The 20,615-nt window shown below is 33.2% G+C and carries 20 protein-coding genes; 8 read left to right on the forward strand and 12 right to left on the reverse strand.

Going from position 1 to position 20,615, the window contains the following annotated elements; translation table 11 throughout:
• Positions 1-179: 179 nt before the first annotated feature.
• From V1T75_RS07625 to V1T75_RS07635, 3 genes are all read left to right on the forward strand, one after another.
• Positions 180-3,143 carry a SusC/RagA family TonB-linked outer membrane protein gene (locus tag V1T75_RS07625; protein WP_330487949.1) on the forward strand — a complete coding sequence of 988 codons (2,964 nt, stop codon included), beginning with the start codon at positions 180-182 and terminating at the stop codon, positions 3,141-3,143.
• A gap of 13 nt (positions 3,144-3,156) precedes the next feature.
• Positions 3,157-4,470, forward strand: a complete 1,314-nt coding sequence (locus V1T75_RS07630) for a RagB/SusD family nutrient uptake outer membrane protein (protein WP_330487950.1) — start codon at positions 3,157-3,159, stop codon at positions 4,468-4,470.
• Between the two features lie 437 nt (positions 4,471-4,907).
• Entirely contained in the window at positions 4,908-7,772 is a 2,865-nt protein-coding gene (locus V1T75_RS07635) for a TonB-dependent receptor (protein ID WP_330487951.1), read from the forward strand.
• Between the two features lie 45 nt (positions 7,773-7,817).
• Here the strand turns inward: V1T75_RS07635 and V1T75_RS07640 are convergent, their stop codons facing one another.
• Positions 7,818-8,576 (reverse strand): UDP-2,3-diacylglucosamine diphosphatase, encoded by a 759-nt coding sequence (locus V1T75_RS07640; RefSeq protein WP_443082044.1) that lies wholly within the window; start codon positions 8,574-8,576, stop codon positions 7,818-7,820.
• A 103-nt stretch (positions 8,577-8,679) separates the two neighbouring features.
• On the opposite strand from V1T75_RS07640, the gene V1T75_RS07645 reads away from it, so the two are divergent.
• Positions 8,680-9,126, forward strand: coding sequence for a nucleoside deaminase (locus V1T75_RS07645; RefSeq protein ID WP_330488010.1), 447 nt, complete (start codon positions 8,680-8,682; stop codon positions 9,124-9,126).
• Positions 9,127-9,195: 69 nt separating this feature from the next.
• Here the strand turns inward: V1T75_RS07645 and V1T75_RS07650 are convergent, their stop codons facing one another.
• Together V1T75_RS07650 and V1T75_RS07655 are read right to left on the reverse strand one after the other, a co-directional pair.
• Complete coding sequence (locus tag V1T75_RS07650; protein ID WP_330487953.1) at positions 9,196-9,690, reverse strand: methylated-DNA--[protein]-cysteine S-methyltransferase; 495 nt, start codon at positions 9,688-9,690, stop codon at positions 9,196-9,198.
• Positions 9,683-10,447 (reverse strand): TatD family hydrolase, encoded by a 765-nt coding sequence (locus tag V1T75_RS07655; RefSeq protein ID WP_330487954.1) that lies wholly within the window; start codon positions 10,445-10,447, stop codon positions 9,683-9,685. The genes V1T75_RS07650 and V1T75_RS07655 overlap by 8 nt, the downstream gene beginning before the upstream one ends.
• A gap of 36 nt (positions 10,448-10,483) precedes the next feature.
• Between V1T75_RS07655 and V1T75_RS07660 the strand changes: the two genes are divergently transcribed.
• Positions 10,484-10,963, forward strand: coding sequence for a retropepsin-like aspartic protease (locus tag V1T75_RS07660; RefSeq protein WP_330487955.1), 480 nt, complete (start codon positions 10,484-10,486; stop codon positions 10,961-10,963).
• A 62-nt stretch (positions 10,964-11,025) separates the two neighbouring features.
• On the opposite strand, the gene V1T75_RS07665 is transcribed toward V1T75_RS07660, so the two are convergent.
• Positions 11,026-12,213, reverse strand: coding sequence for a pyridoxal phosphate-dependent aminotransferase (locus V1T75_RS07665; protein WP_330487956.1), 1,188 nt, complete (start codon positions 12,211-12,213; stop codon positions 11,026-11,028).
• 24 nt (positions 12,214-12,237) lie between these two features.
• Positions 12,238-13,329, reverse strand: coding sequence for a fatty acid desaturase family protein (locus tag V1T75_RS07670; protein WP_330487957.1), 1,092 nt, complete (start codon positions 13,327-13,329; stop codon positions 12,238-12,240).
• Positions 13,330-13,626: 297 nt separating this feature from the next.
• Here V1T75_RS07670 and rsmG point away from each other — a divergent pair, with 297 nt between their 5' ends.
• The gene (gene rsmG / locus V1T75_RS07675) at positions 13,627-14,256 is read left to right on the forward strand and encodes a 16S rRNA (guanine(527)-N(7))-methyltransferase RsmG (protein WP_330487958.1); all 630 of its coding nucleotides are present in this window, start codon (positions 13,627-13,629) and stop codon (positions 14,254-14,256) included.
• On the opposite strand, the gene V1T75_RS07680 is transcribed toward rsmG, so the two are convergent.
• The 4 genes from V1T75_RS07680 to V1T75_RS07695 form a co-directional block, all read right to left on the reverse strand.
• Entirely contained in the window at positions 14,253-14,879 is a 627-nt protein-coding gene (locus V1T75_RS07680; RefSeq protein ID WP_330488011.1) for an arsenate-mycothiol transferase ArsC, read from the reverse strand. The two genes, rsmG and V1T75_RS07680, sit on opposite strands and share 4 nt — an antisense overlap.
• Position 14,880: 1 nt before the next feature.
• Positions 14,881-15,348, reverse strand: a complete 468-nt coding sequence (locus V1T75_RS07685) for a DUF6428 family protein (protein ID WP_330487959.1) — start codon at positions 15,346-15,348, stop codon at positions 14,881-14,883.
• A 47-nt stretch (positions 15,349-15,395) separates the two neighbouring features.
• On the reverse strand, positions 15,396-15,725 hold the full coding sequence (locus V1T75_RS07690) for an ArsR/SmtB family transcription factor (RefSeq protein WP_330487960.1): 330 nt from the start codon (positions 15,723-15,725) through the stop codon (positions 15,396-15,398).
• Between the two features lie 178 nt (positions 15,726-15,903).
• The gene (locus V1T75_RS07695; RefSeq protein WP_330487961.1) at positions 15,904-17,136 is read right to left on the reverse strand and encodes a DEAD/DEAH box helicase; all 1,233 of its coding nucleotides are present in this window, start codon (positions 17,134-17,136) and stop codon (positions 15,904-15,906) included.
• 184 nt (positions 17,137-17,320) lie between these two features.
• Here V1T75_RS07695 and V1T75_RS07700 point away from each other — a divergent pair, with 184 nt between their 5' ends.
• The gene (locus V1T75_RS07700; RefSeq protein WP_330487962.1) at positions 17,321-17,956 is read left to right on the forward strand and encodes a YceI family protein; all 636 of its coding nucleotides are present in this window, start codon (positions 17,321-17,323) and stop codon (positions 17,954-17,956) included.
• Positions 17,957-17,978: 22 nt separating this feature from the next.
• Here V1T75_RS07700 and V1T75_RS16395 read toward each other — a convergent pair whose 3' ends face one another.
• The 3 genes from V1T75_RS16395 to V1T75_RS07710 form a co-directional block, all read right to left on the reverse strand.
• Positions 17,979-18,335 carry a type II toxin-antitoxin system PemK/MazF family toxin gene (locus V1T75_RS16395; RefSeq protein WP_443082043.1) on the reverse strand — a complete coding sequence of 119 codons (357 nt, stop codon included), beginning with the start codon at positions 18,333-18,335 and terminating at the stop codon, positions 17,979-17,981.
• A gap of 4 nt (positions 18,336-18,339) precedes the next feature.
• The gene (locus tag V1T75_RS07705; RefSeq protein ID WP_330487963.1) at positions 18,340-18,690 is read right to left on the reverse strand and encodes a hypothetical protein; all 351 of its coding nucleotides are present in this window, start codon (positions 18,688-18,690) and stop codon (positions 18,340-18,342) included.
• A gap of 295 nt (positions 18,691-18,985) precedes the next feature.
• The gene (locus tag V1T75_RS07710) at positions 18,986-19,897 is read right to left on the reverse strand and encodes a glutaminase (protein WP_330487964.1); all 912 of its coding nucleotides are present in this window, start codon (positions 19,895-19,897) and stop codon (positions 18,986-18,988) included.
• A gap of 323 nt (positions 19,898-20,220) precedes the next feature.
• Here V1T75_RS07710 and V1T75_RS07715 point away from each other — a divergent pair, with 323 nt between their 5' ends.
• Positions 20,221-20,607 carry a hypothetical protein gene (locus V1T75_RS07715; RefSeq protein WP_330487965.1) on the forward strand — a complete coding sequence of 129 codons (387 nt, stop codon included), beginning with the start codon at positions 20,221-20,223 and terminating at the stop codon, positions 20,605-20,607.
• Positions 20,608-20,615: the final 8 nt, after the last annotated feature.

Raw genomic sequence — 20,615 nt, forward strand, 5'->3', positions numbered from 1 at the left:
GTGTTTTTTTAGTTGTTAAAAGTTGGTTAAACCTTGTATTAACAAGTGGGAAGGTGGTTCTTTTTAAAGTTTAGTTTTGGGTGTAGGTGTTTATTTGGTTGAAAATAAGTTATTTATAATTTGTTTTTGTAAATAAAAAAAATGAAATTTAGCTTCTACTAACCTTAAACTTAAATTTTATGAAGAAAATGTATTTTAGCAAAACGCTGCTAATTAACGCACTTATTTTCCTGTTTTCTAGTTTTGTTTACGGACAAACAATAAAAGGGAAAATAGTGGATGTAAATGGAGAAAGTATTCCTTTTGCTAACATAATAGAAAAAGGCACGACAAATGGCACCACTTCTAATGAGAATGGTGAATTTAGTTTAAATGTAAAAAAAATTCCGACGGTAGTTACCATATCTTCTTTAGGTTTTGTTACTGTAGAAAAAAATGTAGTCAATACAGATACTTTCTTACAAGTAACATTACGAGAAGATTCAGATGTTTTAGAAGAGGTGGTAATTTCAGGTTTAGCTACCACAACAAAAAGGTCTAATTTAGCGAATACTGTGTCTACAATTTCAGCGGCTGAATTAACACAAGTTACATCACAATCAGGATTTGATAGTGCTCTGTCAGGGAAATTTACGGGAGCTGAGATCAAAGCAAATTCAGGAGCGCCAGGAGGGGGAATCTCAATGAGGCTTAGAGGGGTTACTTCTATTTTTGGAGATCAACAACCTTTATTTGTGGTAGATGGAGTATATGTTGATAATTCATCTATTTCTTCTGGAAACAATGTTGTAAGTGAAGCAGCAGGAGGGGGGAATCCTTCTACAAATCAAGATGATGCTTCTAACAGAATTGCAGACATTGATCCTGAAGATATAGAAACCGTAGAAATATTAAAAGGGGCTTCTGCAGCAGCACTGTATGGGTCAAGGGCAGCAGGAGGAGTTGTGATTATTACAACGAAAAGAGGAAAAGAAGGGAAACCGAGAATTTCTTTTTCTCAAACAGTAGGTTTAAGAAGTCCTACTAGACTCTTAGGGTTAAGAGATTGGGATGAGGCAGAAATTGTAGCCTTTGGTGGTCCTGCTAATGCTAAGTTAAGAGATTACGAAGCTGAATTATTCGACCATACTAGAATTTCTACCACTACACGTTTTACAACTTCTGGAGGTTCAGAAAGAAGTGATTACTTTTTTGGAGTAACTTATAAAGAAGAACCAGGTTTGGTTGAGAATACGGGGTATGAAAAAACAGCTGTACGTCTGAATATTGGTCAAAAGTTTACAGATTGGATTGATATGTATATAACCTCAAACTATATCAATTCACAAGCAGACAGAGGTTTCTTTAATAACGGGAATGCTAATAGAACAGTAGGTTATGCATTGGCTTTTACGTATCCATGGGAAAATTTATCAGCGGTTGATGGAGTGTATCCATCAGGAGGGGCTGGCTCTAATGTTTTAGAAACAGTAGATTTAACTACCAATCGAGAGAATGTTAATCGTTTTATAGGAAGTGTTACTTCTAATGTTAAAATTTTAGACAATGAAAGAAATAGGTTGAAATTGGTATTGCAAGGAGGTTTTGATCAGTATACTTTAAGAACAACAAGTATTTTTCCAAGATCACTATCTTATTTTAGAGATCCTTCGTCACTAAGAGGAGCTTCCATTTCAGGAACAACAGTAAATACTAACTACAATTTATCTGCCTTTTTAGTTCATAATTTGAACTTAGAAAACGGATTGAATTTCACAACTCAAGCAGGAAGCTTTTTTCAAAATTTTGACAGAAATACGGTGATAACTATTGCTACTGGTTTAAATGGATCTCAAACAAATTTGGGGCAATCTGAAAGTGTATCTACACAACAAAATATAAGGTTACAAAAAGATAAAGGGTTCTTTGTTCAAGAAGAAATTAATTATGATGATAAAATTATAGGAACAGTAGGTATTCGTGGAGATAAGTCAACAAATAATGGTGATGCTGATAAAATGTATTACTATCCTAAAGGTAATTTAGCAATTAACTTACATAAGTTTGATTTCTGGAAGATTAAAGAGATTAGTTCCTTTAAACCTAGAATAGCCTATGGTGAAGCAGGAAGGTTTTCGAATTTTAGAGATAGGTTTACTACTATGACAGGACAGTTAATTGATGGTAACTCAGGTTTAGCACCTGGGAACTTTAAAGGGAACCCAAATGTAGGACCGGAGCGTCAAAAGGAGTTAGAATATGGAGTTGATTTTGGGTTGTTAGATAGCAGAATTAACTTTGAAGTTACCTTTTATAATAAAAAGGTTGAAGATTTACTAATTGAAACTAATAAACCAACTTCTTCAGGATATGTAACTGAAGTTCAAAACGCAGGAGAGCTTGAAAATAAAGGAATTGAAATAGGATTGAATGCAAGTATTATTGAACAGGAAGACTTTTCTTGGAGTACCAATTTAAAGTGGTGGAAAAATAAATCGGAAATAACGAAATTAAATGTTCCTGCATTTACAGAAGGAGGGTTTGCTTCTTCATTAGGAACTTTCTATATTCAGGAAGGTTTTAGTGCAACACAAATTGTAGGAACTTATAACCCTGCTGACTTTACAGCTGAAGAAATTGCTAGAAGAGATCCTGAAGGAGATGGCTTTTTTGTATATGGTAACGCAGAACCCGATTTTCAATTGTCTTGGCAAAATCAATTCAGATATAAGAATTTTGATTTGTCTTTTTTGTGGCACTGGAAAAAAGGAGGAGATGGAATAAACCTAACAACCTTATTGTATGATTTAGCAGGAACAACTTGGGATTATGACGATACTGGTTTAGATCCTTCTGGAACATTATCTAATGGAGATTATAGGGCAAGTCAAGCATTTGTTAATCCAGAGCCTCTTATTGAGGATGCAGGATATTTAAGATTACGTGAGGTAGGGTTGTATTATACCTTTAATGAAGGTGTTTTTAAAGGGTTTGAAAAAGTTAAAGTAGGTGTTTCGGGTAGAAACCTTATAAATATATTTGACTATAATAGTTATGATCCAGAAGCTTCAAATTTTGGAAATAATGTTTTAGCTAATAACGTGGAAGTAACCCCCTATCCAGCTTCAAAATTTATAAACTTCCACTTAAATATTAACTTTTAAAACATAGGATATTATGAAAAATATAATTTTAAAAACTATTTTATTATGTTCTGTTATTTTATTCTCTAATTGTGAATTAGAAGATATACCGAACCCTAATGCACCTACCGAGGAGAGCTTTTCTGATGGAGCGAGTCAAGCCGATGTTCAGTTATTAGCTGTCGGTCTTGAAGCTGTTATGAGAAACGATTTAGAATTTCATTACAATACTGTAAGCCTTTTAGCAAGAGAGTACTATGATTTGTCAGGTACGGATCCTCGTTATACAGGAGAAATTTTAAAAGGCCCGTTAGATAATAATGGTTTCTTAACAACAAGGTCATATGCTGCTTGGTATAGAGTTGTAAAATCAGCAAATGTTTTAATTACTGCGGTAGAAAACTCCTCAGCAGGTTTCTCCGATGATGTCAAAAATTCGTATTATGGATACGCTAAAACACTCAAAGCATATGCACTTTTAATGGTCGCAAACAGGCAGTATACAAATGGAATTAGAATAGATGTTGAAGATGCTGATAATTTAGGGCCTTTTGTTGATTATGCTCAAGCTTTGACAGAGGTTAAAAATTTATTGAATGAAGCAAATACTAATCTAGCTAACTCTCCAACAACGTTCGATTTTCCTTTAAGTTCAGGGTTTATGAATTTTGATACACCGAGCTCGTTTTCAGAGTTTAATAGAGCGCTAGTGGCAAGAGTAGCATTGTATGAAGGAGATAAAGCAGGAGTACTTAGTTTCTTAAATGATTCTTTTTTTAACTTAAATGGTAACTTGATGACTGGACCAGCTCATGTATTCGGAGCTACAGGAAATGATATTTTAAATAACCAGTTTCATGTATTAGGGCAATCAGGGCAAGAATTTGTAATTCATAATTCTTGGATTAATGATGCAGAGGCAGGAGATAGTAGGGTAGCAGATAAATCATTCTTACTAACAGCCCCAGCAACGTTTGATGGATTGTCAGCAACGCATCAAATAGCAATTTATAAGAGCAATACAGCACCTGTGTATTTGATTAGAAATGAAGAGCTTATTTTAATGTATGCAGAAGCAAACATAGGAACAAATAACGCAGAGGCAGTAAACGCTATAAACATTATAAGAAACGAAGCAGGTTTACTTGATTATTCTGGAGGAACTTTAGATAATGAGTTAGTAGAGGAAGTTTTAAATCAAAGAAGATATTCTTTATTAGGAGAAGGGCATCGTTGGATCGACTTAAGGCGTTTAGGTAGGTTAAATTCTACTTATGTTCCGTTAGATAGAGCAGGAGATAATATTATTGATGCATTCCCAACACCGTTTAGTGAAAATGCTAATTAATAACAAAGTTTGTTTTTAATTGTGATATTTGATAATGAAAAAGCACCTTTTTGAGGTGCTTTTTTTATTGCTTTTTTCTTGATTTGGATAAGACGTTAAATAAAAAATCAGTAAGTAAAAATACCAACCCAATCACTAAAAATTATATTAAGAGTTCATATGTAATAATAAAGCTTTTATAAATAAGCATATTAAAAGAATATACGATAAGATGGTTATAGGTAAATAAGAGTTTTTAAAAGGAAAGAAGATAAAGTGTTATAGGATATTTTTATGAAGTACATAAGATTGTTTTGCAAGTATTGATAAATAGTAGTTTTTGTGTTAATATGCTGGATGTGATTTAATTATGGATATGTTTGTTGTGAGGTTTAAATATTAGTATGTTTATAGTAAATTAACTTTTTTAACAAAAAAAATAAAAAATAAATATGATTATGAAACAAAAAATGAGATTAGTTGTTTGTGTTTTATTGATGTCGTTTACATCAATGATTGGCCAGACAATAAAAGGAAAAATTACAGATACGAATGGAGTGGCTTTGCCTTTTGTAAATGTAATAGAGAAAGGAACTACTAATGGTATAACTACTGATGATAATGGAGAATATTCTTTAAAAGTAAGCCAGTTACCTGTTACAGTCATAGTCTCTTCAGTAGGATTTAGAACGAAAGAAGTAAAAGTTACTGACAGTTCTTATCTTACAATAGTAATTGAAGAATCGAGTGAAGCCTTAGAAGAGGTGGTAATTGTAGGGTCTCGTAATAAAGGGAGAGTCGCAATAGATTCTCCTGTAGCTATTGATGTGTTAGATGTTTCCAAGCTTACTGAGTCGGCACCACAAGTTACAGTGACGGAAATTCTAAATTATGCAGCACCGTCTTTTAATTCTAATCCTCAATCAATTTCTGATGGTACGGATCATATTGCGCCAGCAGCATTAAGAGGATTAGGTCCAGATCAAGTATTGGTATTAATTAATGGGAAAAGACGTCATAAAACAGCTTTAGTAAATGTAAATGGTACTTTTGGTAGAGGCTCAGTGGGTACAGATATGACAACAATTCCATCAATTGCTATTGAAAGAATTGAAATTCTTAGAGATGGTGCAGCGGCTCAATATGGTTCTGATGCTATTGCAGGAATCATAAATATCGTCTTAAAGAAATCTACAAACAAGTTAGAGGTTAACTTAACAACAGGTGCTAATTTTACAAGTGAAAGTAGCCCAGAGAGAGATATAGATGGAGAAAAATTAAACTTAGGGTTAAATTATGGGTTGCCAATAGGTAAAGATGGCGGATTTATAAATTTTACTGGAAATTTTGATTTTAGAGGATGGACTAATAGAATGCAAGAATGGGAAGGTTCAATATTTAATGCATATAATTCTATAGAAAGAGTTGCAGCGGCAGATGGGTATAATATTTCAAATCTATTAGATGATGATTTAGATGATATTTTTAATTACGCAGGTGATGCTGGTATTACACTAAATGGTACCGAAACAAAAGAAGAATTGCGAACAATCTTAGGAGCTGATGTTACCGAAGCAGAATTGTTAGCCCGTGGCTTGAAAAGGAGTGATTTTAACATGAGAGTAGGACAATCTAGGGTAAGAGGAGCACAATTTTTTGCAAACATGGAAATTCCGTTAGGAAATGAAACCTTCATTTATGGGAATGCTGGTTTAAGTTATAAGAATGGTAATGCAGCAGGTTTCTATAGATTACCAAATCAATCTAGAGCATACACTCCAGCATATATGAATGGATTCTTACCAGAGATAAATTCTAATATTCAAGACAAATCATACGCGGTTGGAATAAAAGGAAAGTTAGGAGATTGGAATGTAGATTTTTCAAATACATTCGGTAGAAATGAATTTACTTATTTGATAAGCAATTCAAGCAATGCATCTTTAGGTAATTCAACGCCTTTTGAAGCGAATTCAGGAGGGTTTTATTCAAGCGAAAACACAACAAATATTGACCTTAGTAAGTTTTACGAAGACGTAATGTCTGGTTTAAATATTGCTTTTGGTGCTGAATACCGTTTAGAAAATTATGGTATTGTAGCAGGGGAGGAAGCATCGTATGCACAATACAATACATTGGGTAATGTACACGATCCAACAGACCCTAACTCAATGGTTCCTGAAGATTTTTTTGGTAACTCAAGACCAGGAGGTATTCAAGTGTTTCCTGGGTTTAAACCAGAAAATGAAGTAAACTCATTCAGAAATTCTATAGCTGGTTACATAGATGTAGAAGCAGATATTACAGAGTCTTTTTTATTAAGTGGAGCTGTACGTTATGAGAATTTCTCAGATTTTGGAGGTACTTTAAATGTAAAAGTAGCATCTAGGGTAAAAGCTTCTAAGAACTTTAATTTAAGAGCTAGTTTACAAACAGGGTTTAGAGCACCATCATTGCATCAAATATCTTACAGTTCAACCAGTACCTTGTTTGTAGATGGTATACCAAATGAAGTTGGGGTGTTTTCAAACACTTCGAGAGTTGCAAGGATTTTAGGAATAGGTAAATTAAAAGAAGAAACTTCTTTTGGGTTTTCTGCAGGATTTACAGCAAAAGTGCCAAGTGCAAACTTAAAGTTTACAGTTGATGGATATATAATAGATATTGATGATAGGGTAATATTAACAGGGAGTTTTGATGATAATGGAGATGCTGAGTTGGAAAGATTGTTCCAGCAAGCAAATGCTACACAAGCAGCATTTTTTGCAAATGCTGTAGATACGCAAACAAAAGGAGTAGATATTGTTGTAGATCACAAAGCAGATCTTTCTGATAAGATGAGGTTAACTAACACTTTAGCGTTTACATTTTCGAAAACGGATGTAAAAGGTGTGAATATTCCAACTGCTATAGAAAACGCAGGATTGTCTGATACTTATTTTGACCCAACAAGTAGAATTTATTTAGAGTCTTCGGTTCCTACAACAAAAGGGAATTTATCACACAATTTAAGTGTTAATGACAAATGGAGTTTCTTTTTAAGAAACAGTTATTTTGGAGAAGTTGAAGAAGCAACTAACAGTAACGATCCTGCTATAGATACTACTTTTGGAGGAAAAGTAATTACAGATCTTTCTTTTGGGTATAACTTTAATAAGAGCCTAAGTTTAACATTAGGAGCAAATAATTTATTGGATGTTTATCCAGATGAGAACGATCCCGCTTTTAGATCTAGTGGACGTTTTATCTATTCAAGACGTTCTGTACAGTTCGGAACTAATGGTAGGCATTTATTTGCTAGATTACGTTTTGTATTAGATTAACATTGGAATAATTCATAAAAAAAGCACCTCAAAAAGGTGCTTTTTTTATGAATTATATTCTTTTAAAACTAATGTATCATTTTCAAAAACAGCATAGGTGTAATACTGGATCCAATCACCAGTGTTAAGGTAAACGCTATTTTCTTTAAGCTGAATTTCTAAAGGCAGGTGTCTGTGTCCAAATATAAAATAATCGTAGTGTTTGGTTTCTAGTTTGCGCTTACAATACTGTACTAACCACTCATTATCTTCACCTAAAAATTTAGCATCCTCATCACCCGAAATCAATTTGTTTTTTACAGACATATATTGTCCTAACCGAACTCCTAAATCTGGATGTAACCAACGAAACATCCATTGAAATAGCGGGAATGTAAACACTTTTTTCATGCGTTTATATCCTTTGTCATCAGGTCCCAATCCATCACCATGTCCAATTAAAAACAATTTATTATTAATTGTAAACTCTTGCGGAGAATGATATACAGGAATATTTAATTCCTTTTCAAAATAATCACGCATCCATAAATCGTGATTTCCAACAAAAAAGTAAATAGGAATACCACTGTCCTTTATTTCTGCAAGCTTTCCTAAAACGCGCACAAAGCCTTTAGGAACTACAGTTTTATACTCGAACCAAAAATCAAATAAATCACCTAAAATAAAAATAGCCTCAGCATCTTTTTTAACTTCGTTTAACCAGGCAACAAACTTTTGTTCACGAGGAAAACTAGCCTCAGAAGTTGGAGCTCCTAAATGTTGATCGGAAGCAAAATAAACTTTTTTATTTTCAGAAGTGTTGATTGAAATCAAATCGTAAATTTTGGTAAAAATAAGTATTTTACTCAGAGTTAGCACTAACAAATTTTGGCTACATTTGTTTAAGAACTTATATGAATCTACGTATATGAATCCGTTTGATGATGCCTACTTTATGAAAAAAGCCTTACAGGAAGCTGAAATTGCTTTTGATAAAGGAGAGGTTCCAGTAGGAGCAGTAATTGTTTTTAACAATCAAATTATTGCGAGAGCGCATAATTTAACGGAGTTGTTAAACGATGTTACAGCACATGCTGAAATGCAAGCGTTTACGGCAGCGTCAGATTTTTTAGGAGGAAAATACTTAAAAGACTGTACCTTGTATGTTACGTTAGAACCTTGCCAAATGTGTGCAGGAGCGAGTTACTGGACGCAAATAGGTAAAATAGTATACGGAGCAAGTGAACCTAAACTTGGCTTTAGTGTATTGAAAACAAAATTACATCCAAAAACAAAAGTAATACCAGGGGTTTTAGAAGAAGAATGCGGCTTTTTGTTAAAGAAGTTTTTTATTGAAAAACGCAATTTGAATTAAGTTGTCATTCCTGCGTAGGCAGGAATCTTTTTAGGATGATAAACTGAAACGAGTTCAGCTTGACGAAAATTAAAACAATGTTTGTTGCTTGGTTCCGCTTTCGTGCTCCAATAGCCATTTTTTACGCCATACACCACCAGCATATCCTGTTAACGAGCCATCAGAACCTACAACTCTGTGACAGGGAATCACTATCCAAATAGGATTTTTACCATTGGCAGAAGCTACAGCACGAATTGCTTTTACATCCCCCAATTGTTTGGTTTGTTCTAAATAGGTTCTGGTGCTACCAAAAGGAATGTTTAGTAGCTCATCCCAAACCGATTGTTGAAAGCTTGTTCCTTGTGGATTCAATTGTAGATCAAAATCTGTTCTTTTTCCAGCAAAATATTCATCCAGTTGCGTAACACAATTTTGTAAACAAGACGGAGTCTCTTTCGGAAAGCTAATTGTAGGCAAAGCATCTTCATCCAATACAGAAATCGATTGGATTCCATTTTTATCACCATCAATTTTGGCAATACCGATTGGGGTTTTATAATATGTGGTTTGTAGGTTAGACACCAAAAACGTCTTTAGAGTTCTGTGTTGTAATTTCCGAAATTTCATCGAAAGTCAATCCATAAATATCAACCAATTTATCTACTACATTAGTAATGTAACTACTCTCATTACGTTTTCCTCGGTACGGAGTAGGAGCTAGGTAAGGAGAATCGGTTTCTAAGACAATATGTTTGATGTCAATTTGATGTAGGAATTTGTCAATTTTTCCGTTTTTAAAGGTTGCAACACCACCAATTCCTAATTTCATGTTATAAGAAATTGCTTTTTCAGCTTGTTCAAGTGTTCCTGTAAAGCAGTGAAAAATTCCGAATAAATCGTCTCCTTTTTCAGTTTCTAAAACTTCAAAAATTTCATCAAAGGCATCACGACAATGAATAACAATCGGTAGTTTTTTCTCTTTTGCCCACTGAATTTGAGTACGAAAAGCTTCTTGCTGTTGTGGTAAAAAAGTTTTGTCCCAATACAAATCGATACCAATTTCACCAATCGCATAAAAATCACGCTTGTCTAACCACTCTTTTACATGTGCTAATTCATCTTGATAGTTTTCTTTTACCGAAGTAGGGTGCAATCCCATCATTAAAAACACGTCGTTTGGATAGTTTTTTTCTAAATCAAACATACGTTCTGTGTATGAACTATCAATCGCAGGAATAAAGAAACGAGAAACACCAGCTTCTTTAGCACGTTGTATCATTTCGTTTCTGTCTTCGTTAAACTGACTTGAATATAAGTGGGTGTGTGTATCTGTAATCATTTATTGCCGTATCTTTACGAGACAAAAGTACAAGAAATGGCAAGTTTGAAAAAAGTATTACGAAAAAAGAAATACATTAAAATAAAACTCAAAAAAATGATCACAAATCATTTAGAGTTAGATGCGGAGATAAATGGTGTTAAAGGAAGGTTTATTTTAGATACAGGCGCTTCCAATTCGTGTGTTGGGTTAGATTTAATAGAGCGTTTCAAACTTGTTTCTGAAGAAAGTGAAGTAAAAGCTGCTGGAGCAGGAGCGACGGATATGGAAACACATAAGTCAGAAAATAATTCTCTTAAAATAGGGAAGTGGAAAAATGATTCATGTGATTTGGTTCTGTTTGACTTAACGCATGTAAATACAGCTTTAAAACAACACGATGCTGATGAGGTGGACGGAATTATAGGCGCAGATATTTTAGAGTTGGGAAAAGCCTTTATTGATTATAACAAGAAGGCTTTGTATTTAAAGAAGCTTAAAAAGAAAAAAGTTAGAAAATTGAAAGTTCCATTTTAGAACATAAAAAATCCGTAAGAAACATCTTACGGATTTTTTTTATGCTTAATTGTTTAAGTTAATTAACTTAAAACTTCTTTAATTCTCTTGATAGCTTCTCTTAATTGTAATTCAGAAGCAGCATATGATAAACGAACACAGTTTGGAGCACCAAAAGCTTCACCAGTTACTGTAGCTACATTTGCTTCTTCTAATAATAACATAGAAAAATCATTCGCATCTTTAATTTCTTTTCCTTGGATTGTTTTTCCAAAGAAATCAGAAATGTCTGGGAATACATAAAAAGCACCTTCTGGTACGTTTAGTTTAAACCCGTCAATTTCTCCTAATAACTGTAAAACTAAATCTCTACGGTTTTTAAACTCATCTACCATGTATTGTACTTTTTCTGGCGATGCTTTTACAGCTGTAATTGCAGCACGTTGAGCAATACAGTTAGTTCCTGAAGTAATTTGACCTTGCATTTTAGTACAAGCCTTAGCAATCCACTCAGGAGCTCCGATATAACCAATTCTCCATCCTGTCATAGCAAAAGCTTTCGCTAAACCATTCACAGTAATGGTACGATTGTACATGCTTTCAATCGCGGCAAAACTAAACGGTTTTGTTCCGTAGTTAATATGCTCATATATTTCGTCAGATAAAATATAAATATCTGGGTATTTTTCTAGTACTTTAGCCAACGCTCTGTATTCTTCTTCACTATAAATAGAACCACTAGGGTTTGTTGGTGAGTTAAAGAAAATCATCTTTGTTTTTGGCGAAATAGCTGCTTCTAATTGCTCTGGAGTAATTTTAAAATCAGTATCAATAGAAGAAGGAATTTCTGTATAGGTTGCCTCACACAAAGTTGCAATTGCAGAATAACTTACCCAATAAGGAGCTGGTAATAATACTTCGTCACCAGGGTTTAATAATACCTGAGCTACGTTGGCAATAGATTGTTTTGCTCCTGTAGAAACCACTACTTGGTTTGGAGCATATGTTAAGTTATTATCACGCTTAAACTTCTCGCAAATAGCTTCTTTTAACTCTACATATCCATCAACTGGAGTATATGAGTTATAATCTTGATTAATAGCTTCAATAGCAGCATCTTTAATAAAATCAGGAGTATTAAAATCTGGTTCCCCTAAACTTAAACTAATGATGTCTTTACCTTCAGCTTTTAATTCTCTTGCTTTAGCAGCCATTGCTAAAGTTTGCGATACTGGTAAACTTTGAATTCTGTTTGATAATGCGTTTGACATTGTGTTGTTATGTTGTATGTTGATTTATGCTAATTGCGGTTTTTTTCCTAATTCAGCTAAGTGTCTAAAATGCTCAATAACTGCTTTACGTGTAGTTTTATACTCATTATAAGGAAGGTTAAATTCCTTAGCAGTTTCTTTTACAATTTGAGCTAACTTATTATAGTGAATATGAGAAATATTTGGGAAAATGTGGTGCTCTACTTGGTGATTTAATCCACCTGTGTAAAAGTTGATAAACCAATTTTTAGGCGCAAAATTTGCGGTAGTATACAATTGGTGGATGGCCCAAGTGTTTTTCATGTTTCCATCTTCATCCGGTAATGGAGTTTCTGTTTTAGGAACAATGTGTGCTAATTGGAAAACCACACTTAAAATGATTCCTGCGGTATAGTGCATCACAAAAAATCCGATTAATACTTTCCACCAAGCAACATTCATTACTGCAATTGGTAATACAATCCAAAGGGAATAATAAATAACTTTAGAAACGACTAATTTGGTCCATTCTTTAGCTGGATTTGGAAACTCACCATACGATAATTTACGTTTTAAATAACTGTGCATTTGTTTAAAATCGGTAGTAATAGCCCAGTTAATCGTTAACAATCCGTATAAAAAGATTGAGTAATATTTTTGGAACTTATGAATCCATAACCATTGTGAGTGTTCAGAAAAGCGAATAATTCTACCTGCATCCATATCTTCATCATGGTCTTGAATATTTGTATAGGTATGGTGTAATACATTGTGCTGTACTTTCCAGTTGTATACATTACCTGCTAAAATATAAATACTGCTACCAAAAAGTTTATTTACCCATTTTTTACTAGAAAATGATTCGTGGTTGGCATCGTGCATTACATTCATTCCCACTCCTGCCATTCCAATACCCATTACAATAGCTAGGGCTAATTTTATCCATTGCGACATGTCAATAGTTAAAATCAAGATAAAAGGAACAATAAACATGGATAACATAATGATTGCTTTTGCATATAGTTTCCAGTTTCCTGTACGTTTAATATTGTTCTCTTTAAAGTAGATGTTTACTCTTTTATTTAGAGTTCTAAAAAATTTAGCATTGTCTATTCTTGAGAAGTTTACTGTCTTCATTTGTTGTTTGTTTGTACCGCAAAAATAAACGTTTTTGGTTCACGGTTATTGCTAAAACTTAACTTTTTAACTAGATTAATATCTTTTGCAGAAAAATTAACAATACCAATTAGTTTTTTATTTTTGCAACGGAAAAAATCACTTCATGGAATCCTCTATAGAGGAATTATTAAATAGACAGAGTCTGTTGTAATACCCAAAGAGAAGAAATTTTACAGTAGGTAGTATTTTGTACAGATTAATATGTCTTAATAGGTTACCTAAAAAAGTAAGTGCTTAATTTAAATACACATTGGTTTGAAACTTGTAAAAAAATATTTTGACAATTTATCGGAAACACAATTAGAGCAATTTTCTAAGTTGCAAGAATTGTATCAAGACTGGAACTTAAAAATTAATGTAGTTTCTCGTAAAGATATTGATGAATTGTATTTACGTCACGTATTGCATTCGTTAGGAATTGCGAAGGTAATGGAGTTTAAAGCAGGAGCCAAAGTAATGGATGTAGGTACTGGTGGCGGTTTTCCAGGAATTCCGTTAGCTATTTTATTCCCAGAAACTCAATTTCATTTGGTAGATTCTATCGGGAAAAAGATAAAAGTAGTGAATGAAGTTACAGAAGGGTTAGGTTTACAGAATGTGAAAACGACACATGGACGTGTTGAAGAAGTAAACGATACCTACGATTTTATTGTAAGTAGAGCAGTAGCACAAATGGAAACGTTTCACCGTTGGGTGAAAAATAAAGTGCATAAAAAACAAAATCACACACTTAAAAATGGAATTTTATATTTAAAAGGTGGTGACCTTACGGAAGAATTGGCGAACTTCCCTAAAGCCACCATTTATGATTTGCCCGACTTTTTTGAAGAAGATTTCTTCGAAACCAAAAGAGTAGTGCATTTACCTATGAAATTCAAAGGCTAAGCTTTTACAGTAGAAAACACATAGTGCATTTCAGCTGCAATTTGTAAACTACGTTCCAAGTATTTCTCTTTTTCAGAAGATGTACCGTCGTATAATTTAGGGTCTTCATAAGTAACAGGTACTCTTTTATCAGCGCCAGCAATGAACGGACAACCTTCATCAGCTTGTGAACAGGTCATGATAGCACCAAATGCTGAAGTAGGATTAAAGGCATCGTCATACTTTTTAGAAAAACCTATAATAGGTGGTGTGTTATCAGCATACTTTACTGCGTAAATTGGATTTGTTCCATCAGATAATTGCTGAATTTGAAATCCGTTACCTACTAAAGTATCTACCACTGTTGCATTCATAGCAGTAGCTTCTGTTCCTCCTGAATAAGAAAGGACATTCGGAATTTGATAATAAAAAGCCATTGTTTGTGCCCATACTTGCGACAAATGACTTCTTCTTGAATTATGAGTACAAATAAAATTTAGGTTTATAACTTCTTTATTATCCAGTTTTTCCTGAATGTAATTTATAAGCGGTTGTAAAACTTGTTTTCGCTCTTCTGAAACAGTTGGTAAACTTAAAAGAGTTTGTTGTATTTCAGTAAATAGTGATGAAGTTTGTGTATTCATATTAGCAGCATCCTGAGTTAGGTTCACATGCAGTTTGTTTTTGTAAATCAGCTAATTTTACTCTTGGTTTTTCTTGTGGAATTCCGCAGTTATCTTTCGCTAAACAATCCGTTTGTTTTGTAGTAAGTAAGAAATTGGTTCCGTCAAAATCCAATCCGTATTTACCAATAGTGCTTCCTTGGTATTCCACTTCAATTTCTAAATCAGGAATATTTAATACTTTTTCTGATAACTCAATAATGTGAATTAACTTTTCTGGATGTAATCTGTGATCGTAGTCATTCGCATTCCATAATTGAAAGTTTACAACTTCTTCATTTCTAACTACTCCACCACAATCGATAAAGTTTTTGGTAATTTTTCCTACCTCTGTTACGTGAAAATGATTGGGTACTAAGCTTCCGTCAGGTAATTGAAAAGCAATTGTTTTTAATGCGCTTAAATGTTGTTTGATTTCTGAGAGTTTCATGGTTATAGTATTTATTGTAATATTACGATTAATATGTTCAAATTTTTTTAGCAACAGTTTTGGTTATTCATATCAAGGTTTAAAAAAGAAGAAAGTAAGGTTTTAGTCTCTTTCCATGTTGATGGATTGATGCAATAACAAACACTAGTTCCTTCAATCGTTCCTTTAATAATACCAATCTTCTTTAATTCTTTTAAATGCTGTGATATTGTGGGTTGCGCCAAACCGATTTCATTTACCAAATCACCACACACACAAGAATTCAATTTGAATAAGTGTTGTATAATAGCAATACGGGCAGGATGTCCCAACACTTTTGCGATGGTAGCCAATTGATTTTGCTCTTCAGTAAATATTTCTGATTTGGTTAATCCCATTAATTAATTGCTGGGCAATAGCCTGGGTTAAAACTCCCGAAGGCTCGCTCCAAAATGTTAAGTTTAGCTTTCTTTAAATACCTCTTGGCTTTTCCTGAGGTATTTTATTTTTATATTGCAATATTGCGATTAATAAATAAAACACCAATTATTTTTAGTGTTATTTTTTATAAAAAGTTTAATACCAGCGTTTTTTCTTCTTTTTAGAAGCTTCTGATTTTCTACCTTTTTTGTGTTTACTAACAGTGTTGGGTTGTTTTTTCTTCTTTGGTTTAGCTAAAGGGAATGGATGGTCTTCTACAATTTTTATAGTTCTATCCATAAACTCTTGAATAGCTTTGATGTACGAAGTTTCATCGGCACTACATAACGAAAAGGCGATTCCGGATTTACCTGCTCTACCAGTTCTACCAATTCGGTGTACGTAGGTTTCAGGAATGTTAGGTAAGTCAACATTAATAACCGCATCTACTTTGCTAACGTCAATTCCACGAGCAGCAACATCGGTAGCAATTAAAATATTGGCTTTATTGTTTTTGAAATCTTCAATGGCTTGGTTTCGTAAGTTTTGCGACTTGTCACCATGGACGCTAGTTGCTTTGTATCCGTTTTTTTGAAGTGTTTTTTCCAATTTGTCAACCCCAAATTTGGTACGACGAAATATAATAATGCGCCCTTTTATGGTGTTGCGTAATAGGTGCAAACACAAATCAACCTTATGCTTTTTAGGCGTGTAATACAGTAATTGACCAATGTTTTTAGAAGTAGTTTCCGCAGGAGAAATATCTACCTTCTCTGGCTTATATAGCATCGATTTTGCTAAATCGTTTACCTTTTCAGGCATCGTAGCCGAAAACAGTAAGGTTTGCTTTTTACGCGGACATAATTCTTCAATCTTTCTTACATCGTCGATAAAGCCCATATCTAACATTAAATCAGCTTCATCTAATACCAAAGTTTTTAGTTGACGAACATCAATACTGCCTTGTTTATGCAAGTCGATAAAACGACCCGGGGTAGCGATTAAAATATCGACACCTTTTGCCAGTACCTCTTTTTGAGGTTGTGTAGACATACCCCCATATATAACAGTACTTCTTAAGTTGGTGTACTTACTATATGCTTTAAAATTTTCTTCAATTTGAATAGCTAGTTCTCGAGTAGGGCTTATAACCAATGCTTTGATTTTTTTTGCTCCTTTCTCAACATCAGCTTCCTTAGAAAGCTCTTGAATAATAGGTAAGGCAAAAGCAGCAGTTTTACCAGTACCTGTTTGAGCAGCTACAATCACATCTTTTTTATTGAGTACTAACGGAATTACTTTTTGTTGTACTAAAGTTGGTTTGTGATGCCTTTCTTCCGTAAGCGCTTTTAAGATAGATGTATTGAGTTGTAAGTCTGTAAACTGCATTCAAATATTTTTTTGCAAAGGTAGGTCAAAACAGAGAATGAAAAATTTATTTTATAGTATTTCAGAGGGCTAACTAAGTATAAAAGCCTTGTTAAAGGTACTTTTTACACTTTTTTGACAATTGATTTACACTTTTAACGGAAGCTTGCGATAGTTTTGATGAAAACTTTAAAAAACGAATAGTATGAAAACCATTAAAAATAGAATTTTGTTAGTTGGGGCATTGCTAACCATAGTTTTGGTAAGCGGATTTGCTAAAAGTACTTCAACAGTTACACCAAAGGAAAAAAAGAAGGTAACAGAAACTGTAAAAAATCAAACAATCAATATGTTTGTAACACACGGACATTGCAGTACGCCGTTTGGAGGTATTGTAGACGATTTAAAAGTGGAAATTCCTGTACGAATGGATGCTGGAAATCCGTTAGAAAATATGCGTATTTCTTTTGAAGTAGATCCTAATTCATTTAAAGCATGTAGAGGTGATGTGGCTGATTTAACTAAAAGAGTTAAAACCAAAGGAGTATTTATTAGCGATAACAACGAAAAAATAAGGTTTAAAACCACCAATGTGTATGTGATGGGAGTAGATTGGTATCAAATTAACGGTATGCTATCTATTAAAGGGGTAGAAAGAGAAGTAAAGTTTTTTGCAACTGGAATTAGAAATGCATACGAAAGCATGTCTAGCGAACTGGTATTGCAAGGTCAGGTAAATTTATTAGACTGGGGTATTGACTATGATAAGCTGGTAAACGGACAATCTTCTGATGTATCAACTAAATGGTTGTATTTAAATATGAAGATTGAGTTGGGGTAGATGGTGTGTTAACTATAAAAAGCTAATAAGAATCCTTGAATGTAACCTCATTAATTCTTTCGATTAGTCTTTCAACAGCACTCTGTTTAAGAGTATTTAAGAGTGAATTTTTAACGACGTGCTTTTCCATTATGTAAGTAACCAGATGGCATCTGGCTTGACTAAACTTTTTATTATTTTTCATTTGAAGCATATCTTGCGTAACCTCAAAAGTAAATAAATCAGTTTTTTCACTTGATGTCATCATAACACAAATGTAGATTTCATCTGTATTGTATACATCTTCATTCGAGATAATTATTGCAGGATGTGTCTTAGTTTGTTTACTATAAGGTAAATCAAAAAAAACTTCGATAATATCTCCTCGGTTGAAATTCATTAATCTATTTAGCTAATAAATTTTGAGTGTATTTTGAATTTATTCTGATTACGCCTTCTTTAAGAGTGTTTTCTGTAGAAATTTTTTCTTTATTTCTGAATGAAACTCTATGGAGTTTACTTTCAGCTTTATATAAAGATTTTTGCATGTAAATAAACTTTGACTTCAAAGGATCATTGTCAAAAAAATTAAGTTTTTGTAAATTTTCTTCAATATTGTCAAGTTTGATTATTACTTTTTTTGTTTCAATCAGTAATTTAGATGCTTCAGAAGGTGATAATTTTTCAATATGATTGTAAGATCCTTCAATAGAAAGGGTAAAAGTATCAAAGTCATCAATCATTCTTTTTATCATTCTTTTGAGAACGAATTCTAATTTTTCTATTAAAAAATGTAAAAACTTTGAAACAAAAAAAACTCTACCTGTTTTGTTTACAACAGGCTTTGCCATTTGTTCTATATTAATTGAAAGTATCATATCTAGCCTACAAATATACTAAAAATGTGCCAAAGGTGTGCTTTAAAATGTTAAATATATGTTGATTATCTTTTTGTGTTATTGTTAGATTAGGTGTTTAGAGTTACATCCATTTTAATAAATAGATACTTAATAGAAGTCAATTTAGTTTAAATCAGATAAAAAATCAAACCTAAAAAATAGACTGTTCAGAAAGCGTAGTAAACTCTTCTAAAAAGCGCATTCCTCTGTAGGAATTTCCTTTTTTGTTCAATTTAGGACTCCATACAGCAATCGCATATTGATTTGGGTGTATGGCAATAATACCACCACCAACACCACTTTTGCCAGCTAGCCCAACTTTAAAAGCAAATTCACCAGATTCGTCGTAAAAACCACAGGTTTGCATCAAGGCATTAATTCTTTTCGATTGACTTTTGGTAAATATTTGTTCTCCTTGTCGTGTTTGTCCGTTATTGGCTAAGAAGAAAAATAATTTCGAAAGTTGTTCGCAAGTCAATTCCAACGAACATAAGTCGAAATAGAAATCTAGCACCACTTCAGGATCATTATAAATGTTTCCGTAGGACTTGATAAAATTACACAAGGCAACATTTCTGTAGCCTACCGATTTTTCAGAAGCCGCAATTTTTGCAGAGTAGTCAATGTCTTTATTTGTAGAAAGGCTCTTGATGAAATTCAATAAATCTTTCTTAGGGTTTACCAAGCTGCTAATTAAAATATCAGCAATAACAATAGCACCTGCGTTGATAAATGGATTTCTAGGGATACCATTATCCGTTTCCAGTTGTATCAATGAGTTAAAACTATTGCCTGAAGGTTCTACACCTAATCTGTCCCAAATAGATTCACCAAGATGCTTATACGCCAAACAAAGAGATAATACTTTAGCAATACTTTGTATGGAGAACTTTTCTTGAAAATTTCCTAAACCAAAATTGGTGTTAGCAACTGTTGAAATATGTACGCCAAATTTATCAGCATCAATGGTAGCTAATTCAGGAATATAGGTAGCTAACTCCCCAACATTTTCAATAGGAGCTATTTTCTGATATACCGTTTCAAGTATTTCTTTGTAATTCATTGTTTTTAAACACTAAATATGTGTTAAACGAAATTAGTTGAATTCTGTTTGAAAACAAAAAAGAAAGTAACTACTTCATTTATACTGTTTTAAAATGTATTCATGATTGATTATCAGTGTTTTATGGTGTTTTTTAAAAATTGAGTGTATTTATTTTTGAACTTAGCATTGTCGAAATGAAGTGCTATTAAAGCAAGAAATCTATATAGTGATTATAGAGATATAAAATGAAAAAGGTTTAGTGGCACTATGAATTTTAAAGGTGGAATCCGAAAAGCCTATTATAAATAGAGTAGGAAATTAACTAACCAAATTTTTATATTATGTCAAGTATAGCATTAGAAGCTCTTGGAGCAGAAGTAGGTAAATACCTTAGTCATGCCAATGATGAGGTGTGGCTTCAAAACGGAGTGCAAGGAAAAGGAGAAGTTTTTGAACTTAAAAAATTAAAAGATAATCGTGTAGCCTTAGCGTGTAAAGGAGCTGAAAAAGGAAAGTACCTTAGTCATGCCTTTGGTAAATTATGGTTGCAAGATGGAATTCAAGGAGAAGGAGAAGAATGGATAATGAAAGATCATGGAAAAGGAAATGTATCTTTTGATTGTTTAGGAAAAGAAACAGGAAAAACACTTAGCCATGCCTTTGATAAAATGTGGCTTCAAGATGGATATCAAGGAGAAGGAGAGTTGTGGGCTAAAAAAGCCGAGTAAAAACTTTT

This window comes from Tenacibaculum sp. FZY0031, assembly GCF_036350695.1.
GTDB lineage: Bacteria > Bacteroidota > Bacteroidia > Flavobacteriales > Flavobacteriaceae > Polaribacter.